The organism is Devosia nitrariae (assembly GCF_030160115.1).
In the GTDB taxonomy this organism is placed as follows: domain Bacteria; phylum Pseudomonadota; class Alphaproteobacteria; order Rhizobiales; family Devosiaceae; genus Devosia; species Devosia nitrariae.
The window spans coordinates 228,214-242,755 of sequence record NZ_BSNS01000007.1 but is presented as its reverse complement, the minus strand read 5'-3'; the positions used below and the strand labels follow the sequence as shown (position 1 = coordinate 242,755).

The 14,542-nt window shown below is 64.5% G+C and carries 16 protein-coding genes; 10 read left to right on the top strand and 6 right to left on the bottom strand.

What is annotated here, in order from left to right:
- Positions 1-48: 48 nt before the first annotated feature.
- Complete coding sequence (locus QQK18_RS06405; protein ID WP_284339473.1) at positions 49-801, top strand: hypothetical protein; 753 nt, start codon at positions 49-51, stop codon at positions 799-801.
- Positions 802-842: 41 nt separating this feature from the next.
- Here QQK18_RS06405 and QQK18_RS06400 read toward each other — a convergent pair whose 3' ends face one another.
- Entirely contained in the window at positions 843-1,217 is a 375-nt protein-coding gene (locus QQK18_RS06400; protein WP_284339472.1) for a winged helix-turn-helix transcriptional regulator, read from the bottom strand.
- Positions 1,218-1,290: 73 nt separating this feature from the next.
- Here QQK18_RS06400 and QQK18_RS06395 point away from each other — a divergent pair, with 73 nt between their 5' ends.
- Positions 1,291-1,668 carry a YybH family protein gene (locus QQK18_RS06395; protein WP_284339471.1) on the top strand — a complete coding sequence of 126 codons (378 nt, stop codon included), beginning with the start codon at positions 1,291-1,293 and terminating at the stop codon, positions 1,666-1,668.
- A 241-nt stretch (positions 1,669-1,909) separates the two neighbouring features.
- The gene (locus QQK18_RS06390) at positions 1,910-2,758 is read left to right on the top strand and encodes an alpha/beta fold hydrolase (protein WP_284339470.1); all 849 of its coding nucleotides are present in this window, start codon (positions 1,910-1,912) and stop codon (positions 2,756-2,758) included.
- 8 nt (positions 2,759-2,766) lie between these two features.
- On the opposite strand, the gene QQK18_RS06385 is transcribed toward QQK18_RS06390, so the two are convergent.
- Positions 2,767-3,495 (bottom strand): SDR family oxidoreductase, encoded by a 729-nt coding sequence (locus tag QQK18_RS06385; RefSeq protein WP_284339469.1) that lies wholly within the window; start codon positions 3,493-3,495, stop codon positions 2,767-2,769.
- Positions 3,496-3,774: 279 nt separating this feature from the next.
- On the opposite strand from QQK18_RS06385, the gene QQK18_RS06380 reads away from it, so the two are divergent.
- The 7 genes from QQK18_RS06380 to QQK18_RS06350 all read left to right on the top strand — a co-directional run bounded on the left by QQK18_RS06380 (position 3,775) and on the right by QQK18_RS06350 (position 10,339).
- Positions 3,775-4,503, top strand: coding sequence for a FadR/GntR family transcriptional regulator (locus tag QQK18_RS06380; RefSeq protein ID WP_284339989.1), 729 nt, complete (start codon positions 3,775-3,777; stop codon positions 4,501-4,503).
- 65 nt (positions 4,504-4,568) lie between these two features.
- Positions 4,569-5,543: a sialic acid TRAP transporter substrate-binding protein SiaP gene (locus QQK18_RS06375; protein WP_284339468.1), complete on the top strand. Its 975-nt coding sequence runs from the start codon at positions 4,569-4,571 to the stop codon at positions 5,541-5,543.
- A gap of 65 nt (positions 5,544-5,608) precedes the next feature.
- Entirely contained in the window at positions 5,609-6,181 is a 573-nt protein-coding gene (locus QQK18_RS06370) for a TRAP transporter small permease (RefSeq protein WP_284339467.1), read from the top strand.
- 3 nt (positions 6,182-6,184) lie between these two features.
- Positions 6,185-7,591, top strand: a complete 1,407-nt coding sequence (locus QQK18_RS06365; RefSeq protein ID WP_284339466.1) for a TRAP transporter large permease — start codon at positions 6,185-6,187, stop codon at positions 7,589-7,591.
- Positions 7,588-8,634, top strand: coding sequence for an L-idonate 5-dehydrogenase (locus QQK18_RS06360; protein WP_284339465.1), 1,047 nt, complete (start codon positions 7,588-7,590; stop codon positions 8,632-8,634). The genes QQK18_RS06365 and QQK18_RS06360 overlap by 4 nt, the downstream gene beginning before the upstream one ends.
- Positions 8,635-8,690: 56 nt before the next feature.
- Positions 8,691-9,833, top strand: a complete 1,143-nt coding sequence (locus QQK18_RS06355; protein ID WP_284339464.1) for a THUMP domain-containing class I SAM-dependent RNA methyltransferase — start codon at positions 8,691-8,693, stop codon at positions 9,831-9,833.
- Entirely contained in the window at positions 9,830-10,339 is a 510-nt protein-coding gene (locus tag QQK18_RS06350) for an NUDIX hydrolase (protein ID WP_284339463.1), read from the top strand. Before QQK18_RS06355 ends, QQK18_RS06350 begins: the two co-directional genes overlap by 4 nt.
- Before the next feature lie 340 nt (positions 10,340-10,679).
- Here QQK18_RS06350 and QQK18_RS06345 read toward each other — a convergent pair whose 3' ends face one another.
- The 4 genes from QQK18_RS06345 to QQK18_RS06330 form a co-directional block, all read right to left on the bottom strand.
- Positions 10,680-11,036 carry a VOC family protein gene (locus QQK18_RS06345; protein ID WP_284339462.1) on the bottom strand — a complete coding sequence of 119 codons (357 nt, stop codon included), beginning with the start codon at positions 11,034-11,036 and terminating at the stop codon, positions 10,680-10,682.
- 30 nt (positions 11,037-11,066) lie between these two features.
- Positions 11,067-11,489, bottom strand: coding sequence for a VOC family protein (locus QQK18_RS06340; protein ID WP_284339461.1), 423 nt, complete (start codon positions 11,487-11,489; stop codon positions 11,067-11,069).
- Between the two features lie 115 nt (positions 11,490-11,604).
- Positions 11,605-12,369, bottom strand: a complete 765-nt coding sequence (locus tag QQK18_RS06335) for an AraC family transcriptional regulator (protein ID WP_284339460.1) — start codon at positions 12,367-12,369, stop codon at positions 11,605-11,607.
- Between the two features lie 117 nt (positions 12,370-12,486).
- The gene (locus tag QQK18_RS06330; RefSeq protein ID WP_431307852.1) at positions 12,487-14,517 is read right to left on the bottom strand and encodes a BTAD domain-containing putative transcriptional regulator; all 2,031 of its coding nucleotides are present in this window, start codon (positions 14,515-14,517) and stop codon (positions 12,487-12,489) included.
- Between the last annotated feature and the right edge of the window lie 25 nt (positions 14,518-14,542).

The following is a 14,542-nucleotide window of genomic DNA, read 5'->3' as shown; positions in this document are numbered from 1 at the left end:
CCGATCCGGAGCCGCGGTGCAATCGTCTCGAGAAAGCGACTGCACAAATTGAACGCCATCAACGATGATAGGGCGGTAACGCGGCCGAATGGTGGAGCTCTTCCCGCAGTGCGATTTGAATATGCACCCGCCGTCTCCTATGAGGATCTCGGCAGCGGACAGGTTCTCTATTCCGCGCCGGGGTTTCCTGCTTTTCCCGCCAGAGTCAGCATCGAACTCTTCGAGCGCGCGCGCCAGATCGTCGGCAGGCAGCAGGTGTCCGTCTGGGATCCGATGTGCGGTGCCGGCGGCATCGTGGCGACGCTCGGCATTGCCTGCGCGCATTCCATCACCAACGTCATTGCGACCGACATTTCCGGCGATGCCGTTTGGTTGGCGCGGCGCAACCTCGAGCTCACGTCGCCGCAGGGACTTTCGAGGAGAGCCAACGAACTCCGGCAGATGGGGGCGAACCCGTCGCGCATCGCTTCGGCAGAGCGCCTGATGAAACTGGTTGACGGCCGAGCGATCGCATTCGAAGCGGCGGTAGCGGACATCACGGACAAGGCGTCGTTGCCTGGTATCGACCCGTCTATGATCGACATCGTGGTGACCGATCTGCCTTACGGTTCGCAAACACATTGGCAGACCGCCTCCGAACGGCCCCTGGTGTCGATGCTGGACGTCCTCTGGCATGTCCTGCCGCGCCACGCCGTGGTTGTGGTCGCCGCAACGGATCGGAGTGCATTCGATGCGGGGCCACCCGCCTACCGCGCGTTCAAACACGGTCATCGAACCATCAAGATGTATCGAGCCCCGTGATCTAGCGGCTAGGTGGACCTGCCTTGGCGCCGGTCGGGGCTTCACCCGCCCGTGGCAACGCGCCGGGGCGTGTGGGAGGATTTCGCCAAAGGCTCCAGCAGGCCGATGATCTCGACGACCCTTCTGCCTTCGGGGCTCAGCGCATAGATGACGCTGCGCGGGAAGGTCGATTGGGGGGAACGCGTGACGAGCCCTCTATCTTCGAGCGCCTCGAGGCGTTCCGTCAGCACCTTCGGCGTGACCCCCGGCAGGCAGCGCGCAAGCTCGCTGTAGCGCTTCGCGCCCGCCGAGAGATGCCAGAGGATGCACGCGTTCCATCGGTGGCCGAGAAAAGCCAGCCAGTCTTCGACGGGGCAGTCCGTGGCCGGGCGGGCGACGGGCTCCTCGAACGCGTAGTTCTGCGCCCAGTGCAGCATGCAGTTCTCTCCATTTGGATAGGAAAGTGTGGGTGTGATTGGTTGCCTGCGTCAACCCGAGACGGAGCAAGCAATGTTCACCGTAGAAAGACCGGAAGCGTTCAACGAAACCTGGGCGCGCGCCTTCAACACGCGCGAACTTGACCATCTGCTGGCGCTCTATGAGGACGAGGCGATCCTGGCCGATGCCACCCGGACCGTGCGCGGCAAGGCCGAGATCGCGTTCTTCCTCGGCGAGTTCCTGAAGGTGCCGGGCACGTTGAGCGGCCGCAATAACTTCTGCCTGCAACTGGGCGATCTTGCCCTGCTGCGCGCCGATTGGGTTCTGCGCGATCCTGATGGGAACCAGATCATGTCCGGCAGTTCGGCCGAGATCATCCGGCGCCAGCCGGACGGCAACTGGCTCTATGCAATAGACCATGCCGCAGGAGCGAGCCTGCCTGCAGTCTGAGACGAAGCGCAATGCGATGGGGGCGTGCGCCCAGCGCAGCCTTCACGCGGAGCGGCGGACCGCCTGCCGAAGACACACTTGAAAAATCGGATGGCCGGGCAGCATGCGCCGGGCTGAAGGGGATCCTGGAACCTCCTCCCCCGCCGCTCGTTTCCTGGCCAAACCGAAGTGGAGTGTCCAATTGTCGGCACGTTTGATGAGCAGGCGCCTGTTCATCGGGACTGGTTTGGCGGGCGCGATCATGTCCACTGCATCGATGGGGCGCCTGGTATCGGCGCAGGAGGCGCGCGTGGGCGGAAATGAAGTCATTTCGAAAGACGGGACCCGCATCGCCTTCGAGCGGGTGGGCGACGGACCGGCGCTTATCCTCGTCGGCGGCGCTCTCAGCGATCGATCGGGGTGGGCGCCACTGGCCAAGCTCCTGGCGCCACGCTTGACCGTGTTCAGCTACGATCGCCGTGGCAGAGGTGATAGTGAAGACACGCCGCCCTATTCCGTCGAGCGCGAGATCGAAGATCTCGAGGTCCTCATCGAGGAAGCAGGTGGAGCGGCGTTTGTCCACGGCCAGTCCTCCGGCGCGGTCCTTGCCTTGGAGACCACAGCCAGGCTCCCGGCCAAGGTCCAAAAGCTCTCGCTGTACGAACCGCCATTCATTATCGACGACAGCCGTCCGCCACCGCCTGAGAATTATGTCAGGCACATCAATGAGCTGATCGCCGCCAATCGCCGAGGTGACGCCGTAAAATTCTTCATGACCGAAGTGGTGGGCGCGCCTGCCGAAGCCGTGGCAGAGATGCGAAACGCCCCAACATGGCCGGCGCTCGAGGCCTTGGCGCATACCCTGGCCTACGACCTCGCCGTTTTGGGAGATAACATGGCAGGCGACCCGCTGCCGGCCGAACAATGGACCACTGCCACCGCACCCACGCTGGTGATGGACGGTGGGGGGAGCCCTCCATGGATACGCAATTCGGCTCGAGCGGTAGCGGATGTCCTACCCGATGCGCAGCACCGCACGCTGGACGGTCAGACGCACAATGCCGCGCCAGAAGTCCTCGCCCCGGAGATAGAGCGGTTCTTCCTCGGCTAAAGCGGTTCCTAGACGCGATCGAAATTGCTCGGCAAAATGACGATGTCGCGGATGGTCACGTTGCGCTTGCGGGTGAGCATGAAGACGATTGCCTCGGCAACCTCCTCCGGATCGATCAGGCCGCCAGCCTCCTTGGCCTTGCGCAGGTTCTCTTCGGGCCAGTCGGCCAGCAAGGCCGACACGACTGGTCCAGGAGAGATCTCACCGACGCGGATGCCGTGCGGGATCAATTGTCGGCGCATGCCTTGGACAAAACTGTTGATCGCCCATTTCGAGCCCGAATAGACCGGCTCCCAGTACGTCGGGAAGTGTCCCGCCACCGAGCAGGTGACGAGGATATCGCCGGTCTTGCGCTCGATCATGTGCGGGACGACCGCGTGCACGTTCTTCATGACCGCATTGACGTTGAGGTTCAGCATGCGGTCGATGGCCTCGGGTGTCGTATCGGTCAGATCGCCTCCGACATAGACGCCGGCATTGCAGTGCAGGATGTCGATATGATCGACCTTCTCCAGGATCTCCGGCACCATTCGGTTGCAGCTGTCCGCATCAAGCAGGTTGGTCACCTGGGGGATGACGGCTTTGCCCAACTCGCCGACCAGTTCGGAGAGTTTGTTTTCGTTCCAGTCGACCATCACGACCCGGGCACCTTCAGCCAGCAGTGCTTTGGTCGTTGCGAGGCCTATGCCTGACGCGGCGCCCGTAACCACCGCGATCTTGCCTGCCAGGTCCGGCATTGTTGATTTCCTCTTCCCTGTGTCGATGCGGCAGCTCCTATTATGGAGTCTGCGCGCTCGTCATAACCCATTTCCGCCCGGTTCATACACCTTGCGGCTGGCGCGGTATCTCAGGGACCTTGGCCGAAATGATAATTGTGGGCGGTGTGGGCGACGGTTGCCAAGAGCTGAGGCCGGTGCAGCACCCCCTCGCGTGACTTGACGAGGCGGACTTTCGGGCGCAAGGTTGGCGAAATTGGCCAGACCAATTGACCAATAGGCCAGCGGAGGACCCTCGAGATTCCCGTCGTTGCCGTACAGCCGCGTCGCCTTTATCGCCAGGTCGCCGACCAGCTGCGGCAGCTGATCGATGACGGCGAGTTTCCGCCGGAAACGCGCCTGCCGCCGGAGCGGGACCTTGCCGCGCAGCTGCAGATATCGCGCCCGACGCTGCGCGAGGCACTGATCGCGCTCGAGGTCGAGGGGCGCATCACCATCAGGGGTGGATCCGGCATCTATGTGACCAGCGGCGCCCAGGTGATGCCCAGGGCGTCTGTCGGCGACACCATCGAGGGGCCGTTCGAGCTGTTGAGGGCGCGGGCCTTCATAGAGGGCGCCATCGCGGCCGAGGCGGCGCGGCTGGCAACGCCTTCCGATATCGCAGCGCTCGACGATGTGCTCGGCGGCATGCAGAGCCAGCGCGGATCCGGCGACCCGATGATCCGTCTCGACCGCGCGTTCCATACGGGCATTGCCGGCATACTCGGCAACGCGGTGCTGGTCCGCTTCATCGGCGACCTGTTCGACCAGCGCATCAATCCCTATTTCGAGCGGCTCGCCGTCTATTTCGAGGACGGTGACACCTGGCGCACGGCAGTCGCCGAGCACGCGGCTATCCGCGACGCCATCGCCGCCCATGATGTCGAAGGCGCCAAGGCTGCCATGCAGACGCATCTGCGTCTGTCGCAGGAGCGGTTCCAACGCAGTTTCGGCGAGGCCGTCGAGGAGCCAGGACGGCCTGGAAGTTAAGGAGAGGATACCTATCCGGCTGCACCGGCGGCCGATGTACCATCATCATCACTGGGAGGACCAATATGATACTGAAACGCGCATTCCTGACGGCAGCAATTGCCGCGATTTCCATGACCGCCAGCGCGGCCATGGCGCAGACGAACCTCAAATGGGCGCATGTCTACGAGACCTCCGAACCGTTCCACACGGAGTCGGTGTGGGCTGCCGAAGAGATCGAGAAGCGCACCGAGGGGCGCTACCACATCGATGTGTTCCCGGCCTCGCAGCTCGGCAAGGAAGCCGACATCAATCAGGGCCTGACGCTCGGCACCACCGACATCATCATCTCCGGATCGAGCTTTGCAGCCCGTGAGTTCGCGCCGATCGGCGTCACCTATTTCCCCTACACCTTTCGCGACGCCGATCACCTCCTCGCCTACACCAAAAGCGACATCTACAAGGACCTGACCGCCGGCTACGAGGAAGCTTCGGGGCACCACATCACCGCGACCACCTATTACGGCACGCGCCACACCACCTCGAACCGGCCGATCGAATCCTGCGCCGACATGCAGGGCCTCAAGATCCGCGTCCCGGATGTGCCGGCATACCTTGCGATGCCGCGGGCGTGCGGTGCCAACACGACGCCCATCGCCTTTGCCGAAGTCTATCTCGCGCTGCAGAACGGTACCGTCGAGGCGCAGGAAAACCCGCTGACGACGATCGAAGCCAAGAAGTTCTTCGAGGTGCAGGACTACATCGTGCTCACCGGCCACATCGTCGACCATCTCAACACCGTGGTCTCGCAGACCGCCTGGTCGCAGCTTTCCGACGAGGACAAGGCGATCTTCACCGAGGTGATGCAGGAAGCGGCCGCGCGCGCCACCGCCAAGATCGTCGAGAGCGAGGCGGCGCTCGTCGAGACGTTCAGGGAGCGCGGACTGACCGTCACCGAGGTCGACCGCTCGGACTTCGAGAAGGCTGTGATGGAGAAGGTGACGTTCGAAGAATTCGGCTACCGCCAGGCCGACTGGGAAGCGATCCGCGCCGTCGAATAGGATCCCCGGGCTCCGGCGCCAGGCGTCGGGGCCCGTTCATTACGGACCTCACCCGGAGCACCCAGATGGCGCAGGAAAACCAATCCAAGGTTACCGCCGAAGAGATCGCGCGGGCATTTGATGAGGAGGCCGCACCGGTCAGCCTCAGGCGCTACGCGCCCGAAGACTGGGTTACGCTCGTCGTCTTCTGGGGAATGGCGCTCTGCGTCTTTCTGCAGTTCTTTACCCGCTACGTGCTCAACAACAGCTTCGCCTGGACCGAGGAGATCGCCATCAACTGCCTGGTAGTCGTGGTGTTCCTGGGTTCGGTCATGTGCGTGCGGCTCTCCCGCCACATCCAGGTGGACGTCCTCTACCACTACATTTCGCCCCGGATCGGTCGGATGCTGGCGCTCTTTGCCGAAGTCGTCACCATAGGCTTTTTCGCCTACGCCTCACTCCTCTTCTGGCGCTACACCGGCATCGTTTCGCGCGAACGGATGGTCACTATCGACCTGCCGCGCAATATCGTCTTCTACGCCGTCTTTGCCGGCTTTGCCCTGATGCTGGTGCGCTCGGTGATCAAGTTCATCGCCGACATCAGGCGCGGCTATACTCAACTCGAGCGGCCCGGTGCCCTCGACGGGCTCGGGGAGTAGGCCATGCTGCTTCTCATCGGATCGTTCCTGGTGCTGATGATCATCGGCATCCCAGTCGCCGTTTCCATGGCGGTCGCCTCGGTGCTGTATCTCCTCGTCTATGGCGTTGCGCCCGACATCATCGTCGCGCAGCGCATGATCGCGGGCGTCGAGAGCTTTCCCCTGCTGGCGGTGCCGTTCTTCATTCTCGCCGGCAATCTGATGAACATCGCCGGGGTCACCGGGCGGATCTATGCCTTCGCGCTGGCGCTGGTGGGCTGGATGAAGGGCGGGCTGGCGCAGGTCAATATCGTCGGCTCGGTGGTGTTCTCGGGGATGTCGGGTACGGCCCTAGCGGACGCGGCGGGCATCGGCACCATCGAAATCAAGGCAATGAGGGATCACGGCTATCCCGTGGACGCGGCAGTCGGTGTCACCGCCGCCTCGGCGACGCTCGGGCCGATCTTCCCGCCGTCTCTGCCGTTCGTCATCTACGGCATGATGGCCAATGTCTCGATCGGCGCGCTGTTCCTTGCCGGCATCCTGCCCGGCATCGTCATGATGCTTTTGATGATGCTGACCGTTGCCTTCTTCGCCTATCGCAAGGGGTGGGGCTCGGACACGCCTTTCGAGTTGCGCAAGCTCGTTCGCGCCGGGCTGGAAATCGTCGTTGTCCTCTGTTTTCCGCTGGCGGTGTTCCTGATGGTCTGGGCCGGCCTCTCGGTCAATCTTGCCGTCGGCATTGCCCTTTTCGTCCTCGTCGCGCTCGACTGGTATTTCGACTTTTCCGCTGTGATGGCGCTGATGACGCCCGTCATCCTCATCGGCGGCATGGCGCTCGGCTGGTTCACGCCGACCGAGGCCGCGGTGGCAGCGGTCCTCTGGTCGCTGTTCCTGGGGCTCGTGCGCTACCGCACCATGACCCTCAAGATGCTGGGCAAGGTCACGTTCGACACGATCGAGACCACGGCATCGGTGCTGTTCATCGTCACCGCCGCGTCGGTCTTTGCCTGGCTGCTGACGGTGAGCCAGGCGGCCCAGCTGTTCTCCGATTTCATCTTTTCGCTGACCGACGATAAATGGACGTTCCTGATCCTCGTCAACCTCTTGATCCTCGTCGTCGGGTGCTTCCTCGATACCATCGCGGCGATCACCATCCTCGTGCCGATCCTCCTGCCGATCGTTCTGAAGTTCGAGATCGATCCCGTGCACTTCGGGGTGGTCCTTACCCTTAATCTGATGATCGGCTTGCTGACCCCGCCGATAGGGGTGGTGATGTTCGTGCTCTCGCGCATTGCCAGGATCTCCCTGCAGCGCACGATGAAGGCGATCCTGCCCTGGCTGGTGCCCCTCATCATCGCGCTGCTGGTGATCAGCTTCGTTCCCGCAGTGACGCTGTGGCTGCCGACGCAACTTGGGCTGGTACGATGACCCGAGCCGCGATCGCCGCAACGCTTTTCGGCGCCGAGGACCTGCGCCTCGTCGAGCAGAAGCCGGCGGCGCTGGCGAATGGCATGGTGAGGGTGCGGTTCGGGGCCGGCGGCATCTGCGGCTCGGACCTTCACTATTTCCGCCATGCCCGGACCGGCGACTTCATGGTGACCGAGCCGCTGATCCTCGGACACGAGATCTCCGGGGAGATCATCGAGATCGCCGGCACCGCCCCGGGACTGACGGTTGGCGACCGCGTCGCCGTCAACCCGTCGCGCTGGTGCGGCGACTGCCGGTATTGCCGGGAGGGGCGCGAGAATCTGTGCGAGCGTATCCACTTCATGGGCTCGGCGTCGCGCACGCCGCACATGCAGGGAGGCTTTGCCAGCCTCATCGACGTCACGCCTGCCCAGTGCGTCGTGGTGCCCACGCATGTTTCCTATACGGCCGCAGCGCTCGCCGAACCCCTGGCGGTTGCTCTGCACGCGGTGGCACGGGCCGGGCAGACGCGCGCCCGCAGCATCGCCGTGATCGGGGCCGGGCCCATTGGCCTCCTTGTGATGCTGTCGGCGAGGCTCGCATCGGCGGAAAGCGTGGCGGTGGTCGACATCGCCGCGGCGCCCCTGAGTTTTGCGTCCAAGCTCGGTGCCGACCGTGTCGTCGACCTTTCCGGCGGAGACGAGGCGGCGGAGGCGGTCACGCAGTCGGTCTGGGACGTGGTTTTCGAAGCTTCGGGCACGGCCGCCGGCCTTTCCACGGCGATCAGGGCGGTGCGACGCGGGGGCACGGTCGTCCAGGTGGGCAATCTGCCGGGCGGCCCCATTCCTGTGCCGGCAAATGCGGTGATGGCCAAGGAGCTCGATTTGCGCGGCACCTTCCGCTTCGGACGCGAGTTCGCACAGGCGGCGGAGCTCATCGTCACTGGTCAGGTCGACGTGACGCGACTGGTGACGGCAGAACGCAACCTGTCGGATGCTCCGCAGGCCTTCCGGCTGGCGCTCGACCGCTCGCAGAGCGTCAAGGTGATGCTGACCGCGGACTGAGCGGGGAGGCGGACGCGCCCGTGGCGGCGGGGAGGGCGCTATGCTAGATCCCCCGCATGAACAATCCCCCGCCAGCACCGGCCCTGTCGGTTCCGTTCGAAATCTTTCTCGTGGCAGTCCCCGGGCTCGAAAGGGCGCTTTGCGATGAGGCGCGGGCGGCGGGGTTTGCCGATGCGGTGGTGGGCGAAGGTGGGGTGGTGATCCACGGCGGCTGGCTTGAGGTCTGGCGGGCCAATCTGGAGCTGCGGGGCGCGACGCGGGTGCTGGCGCGGATCGGCTCGTTCCGGGCCATGCACCTCGCCCAGCTCGACAAGCGGGCGCGCAAGGTTGCCTGGGCCTCGGTGCTCAAGCGCGATGTGGCGGTCAAGGTCGAGGCGAGCTGCAAGCGGTCGCGGATCTATCACGCAGGCGCGGCCGCGCAGCGGGTGGCGACGGCGATCCGCGAGGAACTGGGGGCGCCGGTCGCCGATGATGCGCCGGTGCGGGTGATGGTGCGGATCGAGGACGATCTCGTCACCGTCAGCATCGATACGACCGGCGAGCCGCTGCACAAGCGCGGCTTCAAGCAGGCGCTCAACCGGGCGCCGATGCGCGAGAGCATGGCCGCGCTGTTCCTCAAGCAATGCGGCTATGACGGACGAGAGCCCGTGCTCGACCCGATGTGCGGCTCGGGCACCTTCGTCATCGAGGCGGCCGAGATCGCTGCGGGCTTAAAGCCAGGGCGGGAGCGGCCATTCGCCTTCGAAGAACTCGTCGGGTTCGATGCCGAAAAATGGCGGGCGATGAAAAGCGAGGGCGGGGGCAAGGCGACGGGTCTCATCTTCTTCGGCAGCGACCGCGATGCCGGCGCGATCCGCATGAGCCGCGAGAATGCGCAGCGTGCCGGCGTTGCCGAGCTGACGCGCTTCGAACAGGTGCCGGTCGAACTGCTGGCCGCGCCCGAGGGGCCGCCGGGCCTCGTCATCGTCAACCCGCCCTATGGCACGCGCATCGGCAACAAGGCGCCGCTGCGGGCCCTCTACCGGAACCTCGGCACGGCATTGCGGGGCAAGTTCGCCGGCTGGCGCGTCGGGCTCGTCACCACGGACAAGGACCTGGCGCAGGCGACCGGGCTGCCCTTTCTGCCGCCGGCGCCGCCGGTGCTGCATGGCGGGCTGCGGGTGACGCTCTACCAGACCGGGCCGCTGGGCAAGCGATGAGCGGGAGTTACGTGCATCGGCAGGGGTCGGTCGAGACGGCGTTTCGCGCGGCTGGCTGCTTCTGTTTCCATGACGGTCGGCTGCTGCTCATCGAGCGGCAGGTCGGCAAGCCGATGCCGCGTCACTGGGGCGTGCCGAGCGGCAAGCTCGAAAGGGAGGAGACGGCACGCATGGCGGTGGTGCGGGAACTCTTCGAGGAGGTCGGGCTGGAGGTTGCGCCGGCGGCCCCGACGGAAATCGTCAGCGCTATCGTCTCGGACCGCGGCGTGGTCTTCGAATATGTCTCGTTCCACCTCGAGCTCGAGGCGGTGCCGGAGCTGCGGCTCCATGAACACGAAATTCGCGACATCGCTTGGCTACGGCCGGAGGCGATCGGAGGGCGGCCGATGATGCCCTTCTTCTTCAATACGCTCAACGACGTGCTGGCGTGGCGAAGGCACGGCACAGTGCCGGTGCGGACGCTGCCGGAGGCGGAGGCGAGTGGGGTGGTTCCAACGAAAGCATAGGCCTTTCGACTATCGGTGGTGCCTTGACGGAAGAGAACTGCTCAGGAGCGCTACACCGCACCGGCCTCCGTCGACCTCGAGCTTTTCACGTTCCGATTGGATGGGAACGTGAGCCCTAAATACTTGAATTTGCAGCGTTTTCGAACCCCAAAAGTGGTGTCCACTTTTGCTGAAAACGCTCTCTAGGGCCCCCGTTCCGACTGAATCGGAACGGGGGCCCAGGTCGCTAAGTTTTTGCGTGTTCGAACGGAAAGTGGCGGCGTTTTTGCGGAGACGCTCTCGGGCGAGCGGCGGGCACTGCGGCGACCTGCATGTTGCCGCCATCCGCTGGGGCGCCGACCTATTTCCCGGGAACTTCGGTATAGACGGCCAGTTCATAGCCGTCCGGATCGGCGAAGTGAAAGCGCTGTCCGCCCGGGAAGGTGTAGATCGGCCGCACGATCGTGCCGCCCGCAGCTTTGACGCGCGCAAGGGTGGCCGTCAGGTCACCGGCGTAGAGGATCACAAGTGGTCCGCCGCCGGATCGGACCTCGCCGAGCGTCGTGAAGCCGCCCGAGAGGCGTCCGTCCCGGAACTCGCAATAGTCCGGGCCATAATCAGTGAAGGCCCAGCCGAAGGCGTCGCCGTAGAATTGGCGCGACCTGGCGATGTCAGCCACGTTCAGTTCGATGTAGTCGATGCGTTGGTCGTTGCTCATGGGAGTGGTCTCTCGTTTTGACGTTGGCTATCAGTCGGCTGGAAGGTTGGCCGGGTTCCAGACGACTTCCCACACGTGTCCGTCGGGATCCTGGAAATAGCCGGCATAGCCGCCCCAGAAGGTGTCCTTGGCGGCCTTGATAATTGTCGCGCCCGCCCTGGCGGCCTCATCCATCACGGCGGCGACCTCGGTGCGGCTGGCAACGTTGTGACCGATCGTGAGGGTCGTAGGGCTCGGCGGCGTTGCCGCCAGGCCGGTATCGTGGACGAGCGATGCATGCTCCCAGATGGCAAGCTTGAGACCGCCCGAGAGATCGAAGAATGCGACCGCCCCGTGCTCGAACTCGGTTCCGATTATGCCCTGCGTCGGAAGGCCCAACCCATCGCGATAGAAGTGCAATGATCGCTCGAGGTCGGTAACGGCAATGGTGAGGACAGATATTCTTGGCTTCATCGTCCGGCTCCTTGGTTTGTTGTCGTGAGCCTCGACCTTAGAGCCGCCGGGGCAGCCGCGATTGAACGATTCGGCCAAACTGGCGGCGGCTGGTGTCCGCTTTGCTGAAAACGCTTCAGGTGCGGCCGAGCAGGGTCAACAGGGATTGCGGCGTGTGCATGGTCAGGCGGCGGCTCTCGCGCACGAGGTGTGCCTGGTCGGCATAGCCGGCCTCGGCGGCCAACATGGCCGTGGAGCCGCCGCCTCGCGTCAACCGGAGGTAGCGCTGGTAGCGCAGGATACGGGCGAGGGTTCGCGGTCCATAGCCGAACGTCTCGTCAAACCTTCGCCGCAGCGTGCGCTCGCTCATTGCCAAGGCGCGCGTCAGCCAGGGAACGAGCGGCGCGTCCGGCGGCGGACTATTGTCGATGAGCTCGAAGGCGGCCCGCATCGCTGGGTCGACGTCGATGGCGGGCCGGCTGCTGACGACCAGCCTCAGCAGTGCGGCTATGTCGGGTTTGCCAACTGCATCGAGACGGATACTGCGTTCGAGGTCGCGGGCGCGGCGTCCCCAAAGATCATCCAGGGACACCCGCATGCCGAGAAGCTCGCCGGCCGGCACGCCAAGCCACCTGGCCGCTGCGGCGGGGCTGAAACGAAGGCCGACGACGGTTCCGCCTCCCTGGATCATTTCCACCTGAGGTTCGGCATCCGGACCGGCCACCCGCAGCTTTCCGCCGATCCACTCGATGTCGATCGTTGCGTCGGGCATCACAACGATCGGCGGCGTCACGCCAGGCAGGTCGTGAATCCAGACGGCCGAGAAGGCCGTACGGAGCCCAGGTGACACGCCATGCTCCCGGAAGAGCCCCGTGGCCTGCGCCAGCGTGCCCTCGGTCATCCTTCGCCTCGACAAATAGATGATCTTGCGGATGCCCTGGCAATCCTCATCAGTGCTGGTTGGTTCCCCAGCCGCAGACCAAACGCGGCTTGGACGCAGGTCAAGCGCGCTCGCGAGCTAATCCAATCCGAGGCGCCTGCCGGCTTGACGGAACAGAGCAGCGGCATCGTCGGCGAACCGGAACGTGGCGAGGAAGTCGTCGACGCGGTAGTCTGGACGCGTGCTGCGAATGATCGCAGCGAAGGCTTTGCCCTCATCGACACGTCCGGCCAAGGCCAGGCAATGGGCGGCGATCGCGAGAATGACAGCATGCGCGTTGGGACGGGCCGCGGCCTTCAGCGCCCACTCCGCGGCTTCCTCGAACTGGCCGAGGCGCACATGTGCCATCGCCCGGGCGCCCAGCATTCCGAACAGGAGCGGATCGAAGGGGCTGAGATGACGCGAATGGTCGGACGAGCCGATCGCGGCTTGCGGATTGCCCGATTGTGAATGGACGAAGGAGAGCGCGTAGTGGCCGAGCGCAAAGTTCGGACTGAGGTCCACCGCCGCCTCCAGCTCGCCAAGGGATTCATCCTGACGCCCGTTCAGCCAAAGAGCGCGGCCCATGGCCCAATGCGCGGCCGGATCGTGGTCGTCGACAATGAGGCTGCGCCCTGCAGCCTCGAAGGCCAGTGCGGCCTCGCGATCGCGATCCGCCCATTGCTGGAAGGCATTCTGCCAATGGGTGAACGAGATGCCTGCATGCGCTCGCGAAAATGTCGGATCCAGCCGCGCCGACATCTGGAAGAAGTGCTGCGCCAGCTCGTTGTCGGGCCTGGTGAACCGATAGCTGTGCCAGAGGCCGCGGTGATAGGCCTCCCAGGCGTCGAGTGAGTTGGGGGGCTTCAGGATCGCGCGGTTCCTTTCAGCCGTCTCGATCTCGCTGGCGATCGACGAGACGATCCTGTTGCAGATCTCGTCAAGCACCATGAAGGCATCGTCGGGCTTATGATCGAACGCTTCCGTCCACACGATCCTGGCCGTGCGCGCCTCGACCAACTCGACGGTGACCACGATGCGACCCGCCTGGTGCAGCACGGTGCCGCTGGCGACATAGTCGACGTTCAATCTGCGCGCGGCATCCTCCGGCCCGATACTGCGCTCGGCGAGCGCAAAGACGGAGCCGCGTGCGATGATGAACAGGCTTCGCAGCTTTGCGAGCTTGGTGATGATGTCACTGGTCAGACCATCTGCCAGCGGACGCCTCTGGGTGTCGCTGTTCCCCCCGTCGAGGAATGGCATCACTGCCAGGGAAGCGCGATGGGGTGCAAGGGAAACGTCTTCCGGCAAGCTCGCCAGACCGCCGGCCGGCTCCGCTGCAGCCATTTGCGTGCCGTGCAGTGCGCTCGCCGAGCTGCTTCTGATCTCCGCCCAGACTTTGCGAAGAGGATCGGTATCCAGATCCTCGGCCGCGAACATCCGGGCGGTGGTCGCGAGATGCTCGTCACCCTCATGGATACGCCCGCGTGCCGCCAAAGCACGCAGGAGCTTTGCGTGAGCGCGCGTATCGAACGGGGCAACTTCGACCCATCTCTCCAGGAACGGAAATGCTTCATCAGACTCCGGCGAGAGGCGTGCGATGAGGTGCTCCAGCACCGCCGCGTCGCAGGCGCTGAAGCGGCGCCTCTGGGCAATGAGCCAGCTGTCGAATTGAGGACTGCGGTCGACCTCAAGCCCTTCGAGGAAATCGCCGACGAACAGTTTCGACAGCGCCAGCAGGCGGTCCGTCCCAAGCTTCTCGATGCCGTGCTCGACTGCGGCCGCAATCTCGAGAACATCCACGAGGCAACCATCGAGATCGAGCGAAACCAGATCGTTCGAGGTCTCGATGCGCTGGTGGCCCGGCTCATCGAGTGCGTTTCGCAACTTGCTGAGACACCAGCGCAGTTCACCGCGGGGGTCGTTGGGAACATCCCAGAAAATATCACAGAGGCGGCTGCGTCCGACTGGATGCGGGGCGAGCGCCAGATATGCCAGGAGCGCGCGCAGCTTACGCGACGCCGGAAGCTGCAGGATGGTGCCGTTCCGCCAAACGGATAGCGCCCCAAGCATCCGAATCCGGATGCCGGGTGTGCCGACGTCAACGTCCGGCGCGGATTCCATGATCATTCCCACGCCGCCTCCCACGGCGCAC

Coding starts and splice junctions, on each gene's coding strand:
- QQK18_RS06330 (WP_431307852.1), bottom strand. CDS start 14,517: ATGATCATGGAATCCGCGCCGGACGTTGACGTCGGCACACCCGGCATC.
- QQK18_RS06350 (WP_284339463.1), top strand. CDS start 9,830: ATGAGCGGGAGTTACGTGCATCGGCAGGGGTCGGTCGAGACGGCGTTT.
- QQK18_RS06365 (WP_284339466.1), top strand. CDS start 6,185: ATGCTGCTTCTCATCGGATCGTTCCTGGTGCTGATGATCATCGGCATC.
- QQK18_RS06385 (WP_284339469.1), bottom strand. CDS start 3,495: ATGCCGGACCTGGCAGGCAAGATCGCGGTGGTTACGGGCGCCGCGTCA.
- QQK18_RS06370 (WP_284339467.1), top strand. CDS start 5,609: ATGGCGCAGGAAAACCAATCCAAGGTTACCGCCGAAGAGATCGCGCGG.
- QQK18_RS06340 (WP_284339461.1), bottom strand. CDS start 11,489: ATGAAGCCAAGAATATCTGTCCTCACCATTGCCGTTACCGACCTCGAG.
- QQK18_RS06345 (WP_284339462.1), bottom strand. CDS start 11,036: ATGAGCAACGACCAACGCATCGACTACATCGAACTGAACGTGGCTGAC.
- QQK18_RS06395 (WP_284339471.1), top strand. CDS start 1,291: ATGTTCACCGTAGAAAGACCGGAAGCGTTCAACGAAACCTGGGCGCGC.
- QQK18_RS06375 (WP_284339468.1), top strand. CDS start 4,569: ATGATACTGAAACGCGCATTCCTGACGGCAGCAATTGCCGCGATTTCC.
- QQK18_RS06335 (WP_284339460.1), bottom strand. CDS start 12,369: ATGACCGAGGGCACGCTGGCGCAGGCCACGGGGCTCTTCCGGGAGCAT.
- QQK18_RS06400 (WP_284339472.1), bottom strand. CDS start 1,217: ATGCTGCACTGGGCGCAGAACTACGCGTTCGAGGAGCCCGTCGCCCGC.
- QQK18_RS06355 (WP_284339464.1), top strand. CDS start 8,691: ATGAACAATCCCCCGCCAGCACCGGCCCTGTCGGTTCCGTTCGAAATC.
- QQK18_RS06390 (WP_284339470.1), top strand. CDS start 1,910: ATGTCCACTGCATCGATGGGGCGCCTGGTATCGGCGCAGGAGGCGCGC.
- QQK18_RS06360 (WP_284339465.1), top strand. CDS start 7,588: ATGACCCGAGCCGCGATCGCCGCAACGCTTTTCGGCGCCGAGGACCTG.